Source organism: Klebsiella spallanzanii, from assembly GCF_902158555.1.
GTDB lineage: Bacteria > Pseudomonadota > Gammaproteobacteria > Enterobacterales > Enterobacteriaceae > Klebsiella > Klebsiella spallanzanii.
The window spans coordinates 166086-181963 of record NZ_CABGGS010000005.1; the positions used below are offsets into that span (position 1 = coordinate 166086).

Genomic DNA, 15878 nt, shown 5'->3' on the forward strand with positions numbered 1-15878 from the left:
ATACCTGAATGAGTGTATAAATATCTTCTCCCGGAATTGATAATTATGTAAAATCAGAAGGTTCCTGTTCACGTAAAGAGAGAACTATGGCTGACCTGAACCTGAGTACCCTGACGGAAGCAGACATCATCACCAAACGCGTTATGCCCGCCATCCTTGATGCTGGCTGGAACGACACAACGCAAATCAGACAAGAGGTCAAACTCCGGGACGGTAAGGTCATCGTGCGCGGCAAAGTCGCGGCGCGTAGAACGGTGAAATCCGCCGATATCGTGCTGTATCACAAACCGGGGATTCCACTGGCGGTCATTGAAGCCAAAGCCAACAAACACGAAATCGGCAAAGGGATGCAACAAGGGATCGAGTACGCGCGCCTGTTGGATGTTCCTTTCGTCTTCGCCACTAACGGCGACGGTTTTATTTTCCGCGATGCCACGGCAACTGAAGGCGAGCTGCTCGAAAAACACATTACTCTGGATGAGTTCCCATCCCCGGCCGAACTCTGGCATAAGCTCTGCGTCTGGAAAGGCTACACCGCCGCCCAACTCCCGGTGATTACTCAGGACTACTACGACGACGGCAGCGGCAAAGCGCCGCGTTATTACCAGCTACAGGCCATCAATAAAACCATTGAAGCCGTTTCCGCCGGGCAGAACCGCGTTCTGCTGGTGATGGCAACCGGAACGGGGAAAACCTACACCGCCTTCCAGATCATCTGGCGCTTATGGAAAGCGAAAAGTAAAAAGCGGATCCTGTTTCTCGCCGATCGCAACATTCTGGTCGATCAGACCAAAAACAACGATTTCCTGCCGTTTGGCACGGCGATGACCAAGGTCACCGGGCGTACCATCGATCCGGCATTTGAAATCCATCTCGCGCTGTATCAGGCCATTACCGGCCCGGAAGAAGATCAAAAAGCCTTTAAACAGGTGGCGCCGGATTTCTTTGACCTGATTGTGATCGACGAATGCCATCGCGGCAGCGCCTCGGAAGACAGCGCGTGGCGCGAAATCCTCGACTATTTCAGCGCCGCCACGCAGATTGGCTTAACCGCCACACCAAAAGAGACTCATGAAGTCTCCAGCACCGATTACTTCGGCGATCCGGTATATATCTACTCGCTGAAAGAAGGCATCGAGGACGGCTTCCTTGCCCCTTATAAAGTGGTGCGCGTCGATATCGATGTCGATCTCCAGGGCTGGCGTCCCACCAAAGGCCAGACGGATAAAAACGGCGAGCTGATCGACGACCGTATCTACAACCAGAAAGATTTTGACCGCACGATGGTGATTGATGAACGCACCGAACTGGTGGCGAAAACCATTACCGATTACCTCAAGCGCACCAACCCGATGGATAAAACCATCATTTTCTGTAACGACATCGATCACGCGGAGCGCATGCGCCGCGCGCTGGTCAATCTCAACCCGGAACAGGTCAAAAAGAACGACAAGTACGTGATGAAAATCACCGGCGATGACGACATTGGCAAAGCCCAGCTGGATAACTTTATTAACCCCAAAAAAGAGTATCCGGTTATCGCCACCACCTCCGAGCTGATGACCACCGGCGTGGATGCCAAAACCTGCAAACTGGTGGTGCTGGACCAAAACATTCAGTCGATGACCAAATTCAAGCAGATCATCGGCCGCGGCACCCGCATCGATGAACGCTACGGCAAGCTATGGTTCACCATCCTCGACTTCAAAAAGGCTACCGAACTGTTCGCCGACGAACGCTTCGACGGCATCCCGGAAAAGGTGATGGACACCACGCCGGAAGATATCGCCGACCCGGACTCTGATTTTGAAGAGCAGTTCGACGAGCACGAAGAAGAGACTGAAGATGACATCACCGGTGCCGATGAAGATCCCGCGCCGTATACCGTCACCGGTGCAGACGATGTCGGCCCGCTGCCGGAAGACGATGAAAACAAAGTGCGCAAGTTTCACGTCAACGGCGTCGCCGTCGGCGTAATTGCCCAGCGCGTGCAGTATTACGATGCTGATGGCAAGCTGGTCACCGAATCCTTCAAAGATTACACCCGCAAAACGCTGCTCAAAGAGTACGCCTCGCTGGATGATTTCACCCGCAAATGGCAGGGCGCCGAGCGCAAAGAGGCCATCATCAAGGAGCTGGAGCAGCAGGGGATTATCTGGGAAGTGCTGGCGGAAGAGGTCGGTAAAGAGCTCGACCCGTTCGACATGCTGTGCCACGTGGTGTATGGTCAGCCGCCGTTAACCCGCAAAGAGCGGGCAGAGAACGTGCGTAAACGCAACTACTTCACCAAATACTCCGACGCCGCGCAGGCGGTGCTGAATACGCTGCTGGATAAATACGCCGACGCGGGCGTGCAGGAAATAGAGAGTATTCAGGTGCTGAAGCTCAAGCCGTTCGACAGCATGGGTACGCTGCCGGAGATCATTAAAAGCGGATTCGGCGACCGTAACGGGTATAATCAGGCCATCAGCGAGCTGGAGAGCGAAATCTACCACTTACCGCCCCGCTCCGCGTAACCACTCCCCTTTTGCGCCTTCTGCTGCCACCGCGTAGCAGAAGGCCTTATTGTTAATGAAACATGGAACACATCATGTCAATCAGCTCAGTTATCAAATCCTTACAGGACATTATGCGCAAAGACGCCGGCGTGGACGGCGATGCGCAGCGCCTCGGCCAGCTCTCCTGGCTGCTGTTTCTGAAAATCTTTGACGCCCAGGAAGAGGCGCTGGAACTGGAGCAGGATAACTATCAGTACCCGATCCCGCAGCGCTACCTGTGGCGCACCTGGGCGGCGAACGCCGAAGGCATTACCGGCGATTCCCTGCTGGAGTTCGTCAACGATGACCTGTTCCCGGCGCTGAAAAACCTCACCGCGCCTATCGATAAAAACCCGCGTGGCTTTGTGGTCAGACAGGCGTTCAGCGATGCCTATAACTACATGAAAAACGGCACCCTGCTGCGTCAGGTGATCAACAAGCTCAACGAAATCGACTTCACCAGCGCCAGCGAACGCCACCTGTTCGGGGACATTTACGAACAGATCCTCAAAGATCTGCAATCGGCGGGCAATGCCGGTGAGTTTTATACCCCGCGCGCCGTCACCCGCTTTATGGTCGATCGCGTTGATCCGAAGCTCGGCGAGTCAATTATGGACCCGGCCTGCGGCACCGGCGGCTTCCTCGCCTGCGCGTTCGATCACGTAAAAAACAACTACGTGAAGAGCGTGGCCGATCACCAGACACTGCAACAGCAGATCCACGGCGTAGAGAAAAAACAGCTCCCGCACCTGCTGGCGACCACCAATATGCTGCTGCACGGCATCGAAGTGCCGGTGCAAATTCGTCACGACAACACCCTCAACAAGCCGCTGTCGTCGTGGGATGAACAGCTGAATGTGATCGTCACCAACCCGCCGTTCGGCGGCACCGAAGAAGACGGTATCGAGAAGAACTTCCCGGCAGAGATGCAGACTCGCGAAACGGCGGATCTGTTCCTGCAACTGATCGTTGAAGTGCTGGCGAAAAACGGCCGCGCGGCGGTGGTACTGCCGGACGGTACGCTGTTTGGCGAAGGCGTGAAAACCAAAATTAAAAAGCTCCTCACCGAGGAGTGCAACCTGCACACCATCGTGCGTCTGCCGAACGGCGTGTTTAACCCGTACACCGGGATCAAAACCAACCTGCTGTTCTTTACCAAAGGCCAGCCGACCAAAGACATCTGGTTCTACGAGCACCCGTACCCGGCGGGCGTGAAGAACTACAGCAAAACCAAACCAATGAAGTTTGAAGAATTCCAGGCCGAGATCGACTGGTGGGGCAACGAGGCCGACGGCTTCGCCAGCCGCGTCGAGAACGAGCAGGCGTGGAAGGTCAGCATCGACGAGGTGATTGCCCGCAACTTTAACCTCGATATCAAGAACCCGCACCAGGCGGAAACCGTCAGCCACGATCCGGATGAACTGTTGGCGCAATATGCCAAACAGCAGGAAGCGATCCAGACCCTGCGCCACCAGCTGCGCGATATCCTCGGCGCGGCGCTCTCCGGTAAGGAGGCCAACTGATGGCGGTGGAAAAACTGATTGTCGACCATATCGACACCTGGACCACGGCGCTGCAAACCCGCTCCACGGCGGGGCGCGGCAGTTCGGGTAAGATTGACTTGTACGGCATTAAGAAGCTGCGCGAGCTGATTCTGGAGCTGGCGGTGCGCGGCAAGCTGGTGCCGCAGGATCCGAACGATGAACCGGCGTCGGAGCTGCTAAAACGTATTGCGGCGGAAAAGGCCGAGCTGGTGAAGCAGGGGAAAATTAAAAAGCCCAAGCCGCTGCCGGAGATTAGCGAGGAGGAGAAACCGTTTGAGCTACCGATGGGGTGGGAGTGGGCGCGATTACCACAAATATATATCCCTCAGTCAGAATCATCACATAAAGTTAAGTCATCTGATATTATAGATGAAGGCTGTCACCCTGTTATTGAACAAAATGCTGAGTTTATATCTGGTTACTCTAACAGCTCAGAGCTCTTAATTAAGATCAACAATCCCGTTATAATATTTGGCGATCATACTAGAAATTTAAAGTATATTGATTTTGATTTTATCGTGGGCGCTGATGGTGTGAAAATACTTTCACCCCTTATTATTAATGAAAGATATTTTTACTGGCAGCTTAAATCTTTTAAAATTGAATCAAGGGGGTATTCTAGGCATTATAAAATGTTAAATGAGAAATTATTTTCTCTACCACCTTTATTTGAACAAATCCGAATAGTAACTAAGCTCGAAGAGCTGATGTCCCTCTGCGACCAACTGGAGCAGCACTCCCTGACCAGTCTGGACACCCATCAACAGCTGGTTGAAACCCTGCTAACCACGCTAACCGACAGCCAGAACGCCGAAGAACTGGCCGAAAACTGGGCGCGTATCAGCGAGCATTTCGACACGCTGTTTACCACCGAAGCCAGTATTGACGCCTTAAAACAGACCATTCTGCAACTGGCGGTGATGGGCAAACTGGTGCCGCAGGATCCGAACGACGAACCGGCTTCTGAACTGCTCAAACGTATTGCGCAGGAAAAAGCACAATTGGTAAAAGACGGGAAAATTAAAAAACAAAAACCGTTGCCGCCAATTAGTGATGAGGAAAAACCGTTTGCACTGCCGGATGGATGGGAATGGTGCCGTATTGGCAATTACAGTATATCAACAGAATATGGTTTATCTCATAAAACATTTATTTCTGATATTGGCGTACCTGTATTCAAGATGGGAGATATCCAGAATGGTAAAGTTATAATAGGTAATCAACAAGTTGTCGACAACTCAATAGAAGAATTACCATTCTTATATCTTGAATACGATGATATCTTATACAATAGGACTAACAGTGCTGATCTAGTGGGTAAAACAGGAATTTTCAAAGGTGAGAACAATATATTCTCATTTGCTTCGTATTTAATAAGAATAAGAACAATTAAGGTTGATGCTATTCCTGACTTCCTAAATCTAAATATGCAAGCACCTCTTTTTAGAAAATATCAAATTATGCCATATGTAAAACAACAATGTGGGCAAGCGAATGTTAATGGAACTATTATGAAAAATATGCTGGTAGCAATAGCACCTCAAAAAGAACAACAACGCATAATTGACAAATTATCTGAATTTATTGATTTATTAGAAATGATCAAAATTCGGATTAAAAACGCCCAGCAAACCCAACTCCACCTGGCCGACGCCCTCACCGACGCGGCCATAAATTAACCCGCCCCCAGAAACCAATAAAGCGGCTAAATAGCCGCTTTATTCCCATCACCAGTAATAATCTTTCCCTTCATCCACGTCGTTATTTTCATTCATTTTCAGCTGGACTTTCCTTCTATTCCCTGATGATATGTACAGGTATTTTTCGCAAGGTGCCCGTGCTGGAACACGAGCGCCTCGCTAATCACAATCACTATTTCAGGAGAATAGCCATCATGACTACCCCGCATTCTATTGCAGAATTCACCGTTCCAGAAGTCTTCCCGGAAAATAACCGTAAAGGTACCGTCAGTTACGCGAGCCGCTTTGAAGATCATCAGCATATCCCGGCGATTATCATGAAAGGCCAGTGGCTGGAAGCTGCCGGTTTTGCCACCGGCACCAAAATTGATATCAAAGTGATGGAAGGCTGTATCGTGCTAACGGCAAAGCAGCCGGAGCCGGAAGAGCCCGCATTGCTACAGTCGCTGCGCCGGGTGTCTAAATTGTCCGCGCGTAAGCAGCGTCAGGTGCAGGAGTTTATCGCCGTCATTGCCGATAAGCCCCGCAAGCGGAAACCATAAAACCAGCTATCCGGCAGCCTCCGCGCTGCCGGGTTGACATCGAGGCTAAACCGCCGCGCTATCCATCTGTTTTTCAAACGCCTGGCGAATCAGCCCCATCACATACGGCAGCTGAGCAATATCGCTGAAACCGACCTCTACATCACCATTGCCCCAGCGACCAAGATCCGTTACATCTTTTGCCATCCCTTTCGGGTCAACCAGCTCATGGAATGGCATATTCAGCGACAGGCGCAGTCGGCTTTTCTGCGGTACCACGTCGACAAAATTGGTCTCTGCCTTGAAAGCAATATACAGCTTCAGCACGTCCTGGGTGATGCTTGCATCCAGCTTTAAAATTTCCGGCGCCAGCTGGTCAAACAGTATCCGGCTGTGCGAACCAACTTCCAGTTGATGGAAGTCCGTCAGGCTGTAGTTCATGGTTTTTTCTGGCTGCTGGCGATACTGGCTCAGCACCTCTTCACTCAGTGCAGGCGCGCACCAGACCTGAACGGCACGCTTCGCCAGACGCTCGGCCCGCGCGTCCATCGCTGCTTCATCCCATTTCTCGGACTGCCCTAATCCGGCGTTTAAATGCAACGGACTTTGTTTAAAGCCACCCTCAATATCGCGTTTTTCCACAAAGGCTTTATCGCTGTAACGCGAGTTATAGCCGGTTAACGTCAGGTTCCCCAGCGTATGTAGCCGCTCTTTATGTATTTGCTCCCAGTCGCTGCCCAATTCTTCACGCCATTTTGCCGACAGATTTTCATTCTGCGGCATAATGTGTTCAATCGTATATTCATCCACCGCTACGCGCTCTTTACGCTGATAATTTTCCAGGCGACGTAGCCAGTAACTGCGGCTGCGGAAGTTATACAGATCGCGCTCTTTTAATTTAAGGCTGAATTCATCATCATCCGGAAAACGTCGGTAGCTCGGCAGTTCCAGTAAATGCGCCTGAATACTTTCCAGATAGTTTTCTTTATTCAGTACCCGATAAAACGTGGCGAAGGTTTTATTTAGCGAGTTAGTGGGAATGGCGCACACCGCGCGGCGGAAAACATACGACTCAATCAGTCTTATTGCATCCAGGAAATCATCGCGCGATAAATCACCCTCACGGTAATCGTGATACAACACCAGCAGGAACGGATAGGCAACATCAACTTTTAATTCCCGCAAATCCTGAAACGCAATCGCGAGTAGTTTATCGCTTTCTTTGCCCAGCGCCATCGCACAAAAATATTCCGCATAGCGTTGAATATCCGCCACCAGCGCATCGACACCCGCTTCGGCGATAGCCTGGCTACGCGCATGCAGTTTAAAGGCGTCATAAACTTCATCGGTACGGGGAATATCCCCTGTTTTGACCGTCAGATAATGGCGCATAAAGCTATCGAAATATTCACTGTAGCCTTTCTGCCCGAAGGCAATTTCCATCGGCCGCCAGTGGTCATCATACAGCCGCGTCTGATGCTCCGGCTCCAGCCCCATCAGAATAAAGTTACGCACTAAATCGGCCTGGCTGAGCGCTTTCCCTGTGGAGTTCATGCTTTCAAAGATCAGTTGCGGATTGTCCTGCCCGCGATTGAGCGCCACGTCGACAATCAATAGCTTTGATAACCCGCGACACAGCGAAATCAGGTCATCGCCTAATTTACTGATTTGCTCATCGAAGAATTCAAAATTAGCCGCGATACGCTGCGAACCGTTTTCAGGCAGCGGTTTTTGCTTAATCAGCGCCAGCAGGCTGTCTTTATCGGTCTCCGTCAGCAGCAACTTATAGCCTCTCTCCCCGGATTCATAAGGGTTGAGCAAATAGTAATTGCGTAATTTCATGGCGGAGAAGCCGTCAATCAGCTCTTCATCACCAAGGTGACGGGATAGCGATTCAAGCAGCAGCATTGCAGTAGTCAGACGCTGCTGACCATCAATAACCAGCAGCGGAGAAATCCCCGAAACCTGATACAGCCCCTGCTCAATATAAACAACGGAGCCAATAAAATGGGCCGAAATATCATCACGCTGCCCGGCACGAAGAATATCGTCCCAAAGCTGGCGGCATTGCTGCTCAGACCATGAATAGGTGCGTTGATAGTTCGGGATAACAAATTGCTGTGAGCGTTTGAGAAAATCAAATAATCGGGCTTCTGTGGCTTTCATTTTTAGCATTCTCTTCCGTGAAGCATTAAGTACAACAATAATAACCACGCCCATTAATAAGTTAAATGTAAATACTGATTACAGGGCAGGATTGTGAACCGGCACAGAGCATTTCAGCTGCCTGCAGGTCTGGACGTTAATCGCCACCTCAAGGGAACAACGCACAATGCAGCTTCAGGTTTCCTTCCCGGTGGCGCTGCGCTGACCGGGCTACAGGTATCCAACCATCTGCGGACCCGTAGCCCGGAAAAGGTGCGTCAAGCACCGCCTCCGGGGAAACATAAGGCAGGTTATTTCTTATTAAGATCGCGAATCATCGCTTCTCTTAAGATTGCATTCAAGCGGGTTTGGTAGCCTTTCCCAGGTCGTTTTAGCCACTCCATAACATCAGCATCAATACGTACAGAAGCCTGCGTTTTTAGCGGTCGATAAAATTTACCGCGTACCGCATCTGACCACTGTTCATCCTCTGTTGCCGGGATATCACTGTAATCAATTTCATCATCCGTTTTCTTCGCCAGCGCTTTAAGTTCAGCATCTCGCTCGACTGTAAGCCCAGCCGGGTTATCGCGTTTATGTTTAACCATGTTCATAACGATTCCTCTCTTTGCTGTTCGCCTTCCGGGCGCTGATGATACGAACGACCTCTGTTCCGCTTTCAAAACGGATTGTATATACAAAAAAGTACAGACAATTATCTGGAGATAAGAATGTCAACGTTGGAAAAAACCTCACATTTTTAAAGCAGGATTTGTAAAGGTTCTCCCGGTGGCGCTGCGCTGACCGGGCTACGGGTTCACTGCCGTCTGCGGGCCGGTAGCCCGGACAGGCGCGTCAAGCGCCGCCTCCGGGGAAACAACGCGCAATTTAGCTCCAGCCGTCCGCTAGTCCTCGCCAAAAAACACCATGCCTTTATAGGGTTTCTCCCGGCAGGCTGCCAGGCGCTGGGCGAGGCTGCCGACGTGCAGCTCCAGCTTATGACCGTCCGGGTCGAGGAAATAGTGCGATGCGCCTTCGCTTTTATTCGTTTTCCATACCGGGACGCCAGCCGCATTCAAGCGCTCGGCAAAACCCGCAAAGTTCTCTTGCGCAATACTAAACGCGTAATGGGTATAATCGCTCTCCTCCGGCGGGGTGACCTGCCGCTGCGGATCCAGCGACAGGCACAGCCACAGATCGCCGCAGGAGAGATACGCGCCGTTATCCCACTGTGCGTGCAGCGTCATCCCCAGAAGCTGCTGATAAAACGCTACGCTCGGCGCCAGCTGGCTGACCGCCAGGGTCAGGTGATTTAATCCGCTTAACATGACTTATCCTCTAATGACATGACAATTTGCTGGCGCAGCCACCGATGCGCCGGGTCGCGGTGCCAGCGCTCGTGCCACAGCATCAGCATATCAAACCCGGCCACCGCCATCGGCGGTTCGACCACCGTCAGGCCACCTGCTCCACGCACCAGACGCTCCGGCAGCACCGCCACCAGCTCGCTATTGCGCAGCGTCTCCAGCATAAACAGGAAATGTGGCACCGAGAGGACAACCCGCCGCGCCAGACCGAGGTTCGCCAGCGCGGTATCGGTTGCCGCGCTGAATCCCCCACCGTCCGGCGAGACGATCACCTGATCCAACTGGCAGAACTGCTCCAGACTTAACGCGGATTGCAGCGCCGGATGCCCCGCTCTGCCCGCCAGCACGTAGCGTTCGCGAAACAGCAAACGCTGATGCAACCCCGGCGGCGCGCCGTCATGAGTATGGAAAAACAGATCTACTTCATCGCGATCCGCCTGCTGAATCAACCGCGAGGGCTGTAGTTCAAACACCGCCAGGCGGCTGGCCGGAGAAGCAGTGCGCAGCACGTTGAGCGCCGGCAGCAGAATCGCCGACGCCATATAGTCCGTTGCCGCCACCCGCCAGGTCTGCGCCGCCGTCGCCGGGTCAAAGGTCTGAACCGGCGCAACCGCCAACTCCAGCACCAGCAGCGCATCACGCAGCGGCCCGCGTAGCTCATCGGCGCGGGCGGTAGGCTGCATCCCACGCGGACCCGGCAGCAGCAGCGGATCGGCGAAAATCTCCCGCAACCTCGCCAGTTGAACGCTGACCGACGGCTGAGACAGATTAAGGCGCTGCGCCGCTCGGGTGACGTTGTTTTCGCTGAGCAGCACGTCGAGAGTGCGCAGCAGGTTGAGGTCCAGACGCTGAATATTAATCATCACTATACCTGTCATTAAGGTAATTCATTTCTACTATAACGCCGCGCCCTCTACTCTGCAGCTCTCCATGACTCAGAGGTGATTTCAATGAAAGTGTTACTGGTTTACGCCCATCCCGAACCGCGTTCGCTTAACGGCGCGCTGAAAGGTTTTGCCGTGCAGCATCTGCAAAATGCCGGTCACGACGTGCAGGTGTCAGATCTCTACGCCATGCGCTGGAAGGCGGGGTTTGATGCCGATGACAGCAGCGCCCCGCCGGTGGGTGATAGCTGGCGGGCAACGTTGGATTCGCAATATGCCTTCGCTCACGGTACGCAAAGTGCGGATATCACTGGCGAACAGGAGAAGCTGCTGTGGGCCGATACGGTGATTTTTCAGTTCCCGCTGTGGTGGTTTTCCATGCCTGCCATTATGAAAGGCTGGATTGACCGGGTTTACGCTTACGGGTTTGCCTACGGCGTCGGCGAGCACAGCGAAAAACACTGGGGCGATCGCTACGGTGAAGGGACGTTCGCGGGCAAACGGGCAATGCTGATCGTCACCGCAGGAGGATGGGCGGAGCACTACGCGCCGCGCGGGATTAACGGTCCTGTCGACGATATCCTGTTCCCCATTCAGCACGGAATGCTGTTCTATCCCGGCTTTGACGTGTTACCGCCGCTGGTGTTTTACCGCACCGATAAACTCGATGAGCATCGCTTTAAAACACTGCGCGATGAGCTGGCCCAACGACTGGATACCTTATCTGAAACCGCGCCAATTCCCTTCCGCCGCCAGAACCATGGCGATTACCTGATCCCTTCTCTGGCTCTGCGTCCGGAGCTGGCACCGGGTGAAAGCGGTTTAGGTATACATCTAGACCACCATTAATTTACCCCCTAAATAATTAACACCGAAGGAGCGAAGCCGCAGGTCGCGGATATTAGCATAGGCTGAAATCGGCCTGCGCCTGCGCCAGCTTTTTCGCGGCCTCCTGCAAAGGCTCGCGCAGCGTCGACATCCGCCGTTCAGACTCCAGACTAAAACGCTGTAGCTCCACCGCGCCGTTTGTTAATGCCGCTTCCAGCGCCACTCGTCGGGCGGCGAACTTCGCCTTCACCGCGTTGGTGTCGCTGAGCGGTACCGCTTCGGCCGCGTTGAAGACAAAGCGCCGTTCGCAGCTGGCCTTCCACTCCAGCACCGCCTGGGCCAGATGATTTCCAAAACCTTTAACTTTTATTAGTTTTCGTTTGCTGACATCCGCCGCAGTTTTAATACCGGACGAACGCAGCGCCGCCTTGCGTGTAGGGCCGACGCCGTGGATCGACGCAGAGGCAATCAGGCATGTTGCGAGAAATTTATTCCGTTGGCGTTCCCGCGCCGTCTTTTGCAGATCGTCAAGCTCTGCCTTTTCCGCTGCCGGCAGACCATCAAGTTCTTCTTTGCGCTGCATCAGCGCCGCACGTTTGGCCATAAAACCTTCGGGCCCGCAAGAGTGCTGCGCCTGATTGACAAGCTGACGATACGCATTTTCGGCAAGATCCATCGCCGTACGGCGCTGCCGTACTTCCTCTTTGCGCATCAGCTCACCGATATGTTTTACCCCCCAGACCGCCAGAGCGCCGCCAATCAGCGACCAGAGCCATCCCTGCGACATATAGAAAACTTTCATTGTCACAACCATTATCACGATGGCAATAAACGCCACCACGAATTGAGCGACGGTAACCGCTTTTTTCCCTGGGATATTCTGCGGTAGCGGGCGAGGCGTTACCTGATAATGTAAAGCGGAGGGAAGATTCAACGGCCGCGGCGGCGATGCTGCCGCAATCGCGCCCACCACCCTCGCCATCACAAAATTCCCCGTCGGCGTTCTGACGGTAACATTCAGATCGATAAAATAGCTCACCCCCTGATTTTCCAGCTCGCACCAGGGGCAGCGGGTTAAATGATCGGGAAAAACATGCATTGCAGAGGCGGCGCATTTTCTTAATTGCTGGCGTACCTGATCCAGCGCACTCACCCACTGCTGCGCCGTCGGACGCCCTTTTTCAACCCCTTGTTCGGTGAACGCCAGATGAAACATAGAGGCCAGCGAATGGGGAAGTATCGATATGGGAATCGAGCGCGGAGGCGGCCGAAAGCCGCGCTGCTGATTATCGCTGGCGTAAGCGTAACGAAAATGCGCAATATCCGATTCCAGCGCATTACCCGCCTCTTTTAACAACGGGATACCGGAATAAGGGTGCCGACCGCCAAACAAAACATGGAAAATAAGCAGCGCAAGGCCGAAGTTATCGTGGTTTTGTGTACGGTTAAACCCGGAGAAGGAAGGTAATGATTGCAGCTCTGGCGGGGTAAAATGCGCCACGCCGACCTCACAAAGGTGCAGCGTGCCCCGTTCATCAATCTGGAACGAATCACTGTCTATCAGGACAACTTTGCTGTCTTTCCCCACCATAAAGCTGTTCTGATTCACATCACCGACAATATGCCCGTGAGCGTGGACAGTTTCGAAAGAGGCGGCGATATTGCGAGCAACATACAGCAAAAAATCCCATGCTGAATCAGGGTAATGCTGCCGCCGATGCGCGGGGCTATAGACCATATGGATCGGCTCTTTTCCTGTGACCTTAGGCATCAGGAAGCCCACCACCCTACCTCCACGCCCGGCGTGCAGCGTTGTCTGCGGCCAGGCGATATAGCTAAAGAGCTGCTCGTCTGCTGTTGCCGCCATAAAGCTCAGCTTGGCCTGCTTCAGGTTGTCCGGCGGCGTGTGATAAATCTTGGCAACGCTGTCACGCCGTTCCGCCACCTCAAACACAGAGCCTTCGCCGCCCTTGCCTAACTCTCGCCCCAGCGTTACCGCATCGCCGGTAGATGTATATAAATGTCCTTTCATGGCACCCACAACGCCAGCACCAGCGTTTTATCATCATCCGTGCGTTCATTAACCGACGGGCTGCCCAAAAATTCGACCAACAGGTCCGGTAACATTGCCGCCTGCTGCGGTGAAACGCTGGCCATCACGTTGAAAAACGGCGTAAAAAACGGCTCATGAGGAGTATTGTCCGTAAGATTAAGCGCCAGCCGCTGGATGCCGTCGGTAAACGCCGCCACCTTCAGCGCCCGCGCTGGCATGAAATGCGTCTCCAGGACGTTCACTGCGTCTTCATCCGTCACAAACCAGGTCATATTGGCATACTCGCCGGTCATCGGTACCAGCGGAACCTCCAACCCTTCGCCGCAATCTACGGCTACGCCGCCGTCGCCAATCTGCATAATAAGCGTCGCGTTTTCCATAGAGAGTACGCCTAAAAAGGTGCAGGCATAATCGCGCTCCGTCAGCGAGTGAGCGGCGGCCGCCGCCAGAATGCGTTCCTTTATGACCAGCACGATATCAACAGCTAACGCTTCATTAAGCGCAAACGCGCCCTGGCGGACTCTGTCAGCCAGCCAGGCCGATGCGGCTTCAACGGCCAGTTCCGCCCCTTCACCGCCCCGCTGCGCGCTGCCTGCGCCGTCGGAGACAAACAGTGAAAGCAGCGGCTGCCCATCGTTGAGCATATCAACCCTTGCCAGGCAGCGATCCTGGCAAGGGGTTTGGGTGCTGAGATGAGACGTACCGACCTCGGAACCATAAACCAGACGCCAGGTCACACTGACGCCCACCCTTTTGGTGATTCAAGCGCGACTTCAGTTCCCGGCGTGGAGCGGGAAACGGAACGCAGCGAGCTGGAAAGCCAGCTAAACAGTTCACGGAACTGCAGTCCCTGCAACGACAGCGGCTGCCGTACACTAATTTTCGCCAGCGTGTTCATATCTGCGCTCTGTACGCCAATGGAGAAAAAGGCGAACTTTTTGGCAGCCTCGCCTTCACTCACCATGGCCGCCGCCGACTGCCAGCTATCCGTCGGCCCGCCGTCGGTGATCAGAAAGACCCACGGGCGGTAATATGAAATGCCGTTAGCGCGGTACTCGCGTTTACGCTCTTCAACCATATTGAGCGCCTGGGTGATAGCCGCTCCCATTGGCGTATCGCCCTGCGCATAGAGGATCGGCGGGAAAAAGCTTTCCGCGCTGGTGAAAGGTTGCTCCACTTTTACCGGACCAAACGTCACGATGCTTAAATCTACGCGTTTCATCGCCAGCGCATCTGAAAGCAGTTCATCGCGAAAGGTCATCAGACCGGCATTGAGTTCATTGATAGGGCGACCGATCATCGACCCTGAGACATCCAGCAGCAGTACGCAAGGGCAGCGTGGCTCTGGATTACTGGCAAAATCACTGGTACCAAAGGTAATTTGTTCGCTCATGAGAATTCCTTTCTTTATTTGAGTGGTGTCATCACAACGAGGTGGATAATCCATCCCATCCCTAACGTTGGCAGAGGTGATAATAACCTGGGAAATTAAAAAAACAGTAAATAATAAATGGGTTAGCGCGGAGCAAGCGGACGAAGAATACCACCACAATTCATAAGGTGAATTGTGAGCCTCCACGCAATAACCGAATCCCGTCCCGGTGCGCCTCTTCGCATATTGATAGCGATCAAGAATAATCATACCGTCTGGTCGGTATGATTCGGGCCATGAACACAGAAGCCCAACATCGAAAAAAAGACCCGGTCCGTTTATACAAGCAGTTGCTGGAATCAGCGGCCACCATTGCCGGTCGGGACGGCATCGCCGCTCTCTCACTGAACGCCGTTGCGCGCGAGGCGGGTGTCAGCAAAGGCGGCTTACTGCACCATTTCCCGAACAAACAGGCGCTGATTTTTGCCCTCTTTGCCCGCCTGCTGGCGATTATGGAGGAGGCGATTTCTGAGCTGATGGCTGCAGATAATATCTCTTATGGCCGATTTACTCGTGCGTATCTGCACTACTTGTCAGCCCCGGAGCTGACGGACACCCAGGAGAGCCGCCAGTTAATGGTGCTGTCGCTGGCGATGCCGGATGAGCCGGTACTGCGAAAATGCTGGCGCGACTGGATGCTTGACCATCTGGCGAAGGGTGACGAACTGGACAATAGCCATACCGGCACGCTGGTGCGCTATGCGGCGGACGGCATCTGGCTATCGGAATTAACCGAGGGGCGCACGATGAGCGCCGGGCACCGGCAGTCGCTGGTCAGCGATCTGACGAAGATGACGCTTCCTGCGTGAAGCATATATACACTAAATAATTCGCGTTGCAGGAAGGCGGCAAGGGAGCGAATCCCTG

General features: G+C 53.4%; 13 protein-coding genes and 1 pseudogene. 6 read left to right on the forward strand and 8 right to left on the reverse strand.

What is annotated here, in order from left to right; genetic code table 11:
• The first annotated feature begins 86 nt into the window (after positions 1–86).
• The 4 genes from hsdR to symE all read left to right on the forward strand — a co-directional run bounded on the left by hsdR (position 87) and on the right by symE (position 6323).
• Entirely contained in the window at positions 87–2516 is a 2430-nt protein-coding gene (hsdR, locus tag FN082_RS08205) for an EcoAI/FtnUII family type I restriction enzme subunit R (protein WP_142981407.1), read from the forward strand.
• Between the two features lie 74 nt (positions 2517–2590).
• A complete protein-coding gene (locus FN082_RS08210; RefSeq protein ID WP_142981408.1) occupies positions 2591–4060 on the forward strand; it encodes a type I restriction-modification system subunit M in 1470 nt (489 codons plus the stop codon).
• Positions 4060–5760 (forward strand): restriction endonuclease subunit S, encoded by a 1701-nt coding sequence (locus FN082_RS08215; protein WP_142981409.1) that lies wholly within the window; start codon positions 4060–4062, stop codon positions 5758–5760. The genes FN082_RS08210 and FN082_RS08215 overlap by 1 nt, the downstream gene beginning before the upstream one ends.
• Before the next feature lie 215 nt (positions 5761–5975).
• Positions 5976–6323, forward strand: a complete 348-nt coding sequence (gene symE, locus FN082_RS08220; protein ID WP_142981410.1) for an endoribonuclease SymE — start codon at positions 5976–5978, stop codon at positions 6321–6323.
• Between the two features lie 45 nt (positions 6324–6368).
• On the opposite strand, the gene FN082_RS08225 is transcribed toward symE, so the two are convergent.
• From FN082_RS08225 to FN082_RS08245, 5 genes and pseudogenes are all read right to left on the reverse strand, one after another.
• Positions 6369–8468: a GmrSD restriction endonuclease domain-containing protein gene (locus FN082_RS08225; protein WP_142981411.1), complete on the reverse strand. Its 2100-nt coding sequence runs from the start codon at positions 8466–8468 to the stop codon at positions 6369–6371.
• A gap of 290 nt (positions 8469–8758) precedes the next feature.
• Positions 8759–9061 carry a BrnA antitoxin family protein gene (locus FN082_RS08230; RefSeq protein ID WP_142981412.1) on the reverse strand — a complete coding sequence of 101 codons (303 nt, stop codon included), beginning with the start codon at positions 9059–9061 and terminating at the stop codon, positions 8759–8761.
• Positions 9048–9143: pseudogene (locus tag FN082_RS29960) on the reverse strand (BrnT family toxin); the annotation flags it as partial. The gene FN082_RS08230 and the pseudogene FN082_RS29960, both read right to left, overlap by 14 nt.
• Before the next feature lie 209 nt (positions 9144–9352).
• Positions 9353–9775: a FosA family fosfomycin resistance glutathione transferase gene (locus FN082_RS08240; RefSeq protein ID WP_142514851.1), complete on the reverse strand. Its 423-nt coding sequence runs from the start codon at positions 9773–9775 to the stop codon at positions 9353–9355.
• A complete protein-coding gene (locus FN082_RS08245; protein ID WP_142981414.1) occupies positions 9769–10677 on the reverse strand; it encodes a LysR family transcriptional regulator in 909 nt (302 codons plus the stop codon). Before FN082_RS08245 ends, FN082_RS08240 begins: the two co-directional genes overlap by 7 nt.
• An 87-nt stretch (positions 10678–10764) precedes the next feature.
• Between FN082_RS08245 and FN082_RS08250 the strand changes: the two genes are divergently transcribed.
• Positions 10765–11547, forward strand: coding sequence for an NAD(P)H-dependent oxidoreductase (locus FN082_RS08250; RefSeq protein WP_142981415.1), 783 nt, complete (start codon positions 10765–10767; stop codon positions 11545–11547).
• Positions 11548–11599: 52 nt separating this feature from the next.
• Here the strand turns inward: FN082_RS08250 and FN082_RS08255 are convergent, their stop codons facing one another.
• From FN082_RS08255 to FN082_RS08265, 3 genes are read right to left on the reverse strand one after another with little or no spacing between them, the layout of a single operon-like run.
• On the reverse strand, positions 11600–13558 hold the full coding sequence (locus FN082_RS08255) for a helix-hairpin-helix domain-containing protein (protein ID WP_142981416.1): 1959 nt from the start codon (positions 13556–13558) through the stop codon (positions 11600–11602).
• Positions 13555–14316 (reverse strand): PP2C family serine/threonine-protein phosphatase, encoded by a 762-nt coding sequence (locus tag FN082_RS08260; RefSeq protein ID WP_142981417.1) that lies wholly within the window; start codon positions 14314–14316, stop codon positions 13555–13557. The genes FN082_RS08255 and FN082_RS08260 overlap by 4 nt, the downstream gene beginning before the upstream one ends.
• On the reverse strand, positions 14313–14972 hold the full coding sequence (locus FN082_RS08265) for a vWA domain-containing protein (protein ID WP_112215159.1): 660 nt from the start codon (positions 14970–14972) through the stop codon (positions 14313–14315). Before FN082_RS08265 ends, FN082_RS08260 begins: the two co-directional genes overlap by 4 nt.
• A 263-nt stretch (positions 14973–15235) precedes the next feature.
• Between FN082_RS08265 and FN082_RS08270 the strand changes: the two genes are divergently transcribed.
• A complete protein-coding gene (locus tag FN082_RS08270) occupies positions 15236–15820 on the forward strand; it encodes a TetR/AcrR family transcriptional regulator (protein ID WP_112215160.1) in 585 nt (194 codons plus the stop codon).
• The last annotated feature ends 58 nt before the right edge of the window (positions 15821–15878 follow it).

What these genes read in the sequence shown, in the direction of transcription:
- hsdR (WP_142981407.1), top strand. Translation starts at nt 87, where the DNA reads ATGGCTGACCTGAACCTGAGTACCCTGACGGAAGCAGACATCATCACC.
- FN082_RS08210 (WP_142981408.1), top strand. Translation starts at nt 2,591, where the DNA reads ATGTCAATCAGCTCAGTTATCAAATCCTTACAGGACATTATGCGCAAA.
- FN082_RS08215 (WP_142981409.1), top strand. Translation starts at nt 4,060, where the DNA reads ATGGCGGTGGAAAAACTGATTGTCGACCATATCGACACCTGGACCACG.
- symE (WP_142981410.1), top strand. Translation starts at nt 5,976, where the DNA reads ATGACTACCCCGCATTCTATTGCAGAATTCACCGTTCCAGAAGTCTTC.
- FN082_RS08225 (WP_142981411.1), bottom strand. Translation starts at nt 8,468, where the DNA reads ATGAAAGCCACAGAAGCCCGATTATTTGATTTTCTCAAACGCTCACAG.
- FN082_RS08230 (WP_142981412.1), bottom strand. Translation starts at nt 9,061, where the DNA reads ATGAACATGGTTAAACATAAACGCGATAACCCGGCTGGGCTTACAGTC.
- FN082_RS08240 (WP_142514851.1), bottom strand. Translation starts at nt 9,775, where the DNA reads ATGTTAAGCGGATTAAATCACCTGACCCTGGCGGTCAGCCAGCTGGCG.
- FN082_RS08245 (WP_142981414.1), bottom strand. Translation starts at nt 10,677, where the DNA reads ATGATTAATATTCAGCGTCTGGACCTCAACCTGCTGCGCACTCTCGAC.
- FN082_RS08250 (WP_142981415.1), top strand. Translation starts at nt 10,765, where the DNA reads ATGAAAGTGTTACTGGTTTACGCCCATCCCGAACCGCGTTCGCTTAAC.
- FN082_RS08255 (WP_142981416.1), bottom strand. Translation starts at nt 13,558, where the DNA reads ATGAAAGGACATTTATATACATCTACCGGCGATGCGGTAACGCTGGGG.
- FN082_RS08265 (WP_112215159.1), bottom strand. Translation starts at nt 14,972, where the DNA reads ATGAGCGAACAAATTACCTTTGGTACCAGTGATTTTGCCAGTAATCCA.
- FN082_RS08270 (WP_112215160.1), top strand. Translation starts at nt 15,236, where the DNA reads ATGATTCGGGCCATGAACACAGAAGCCCAACATCGAAAAAAAGACCCG.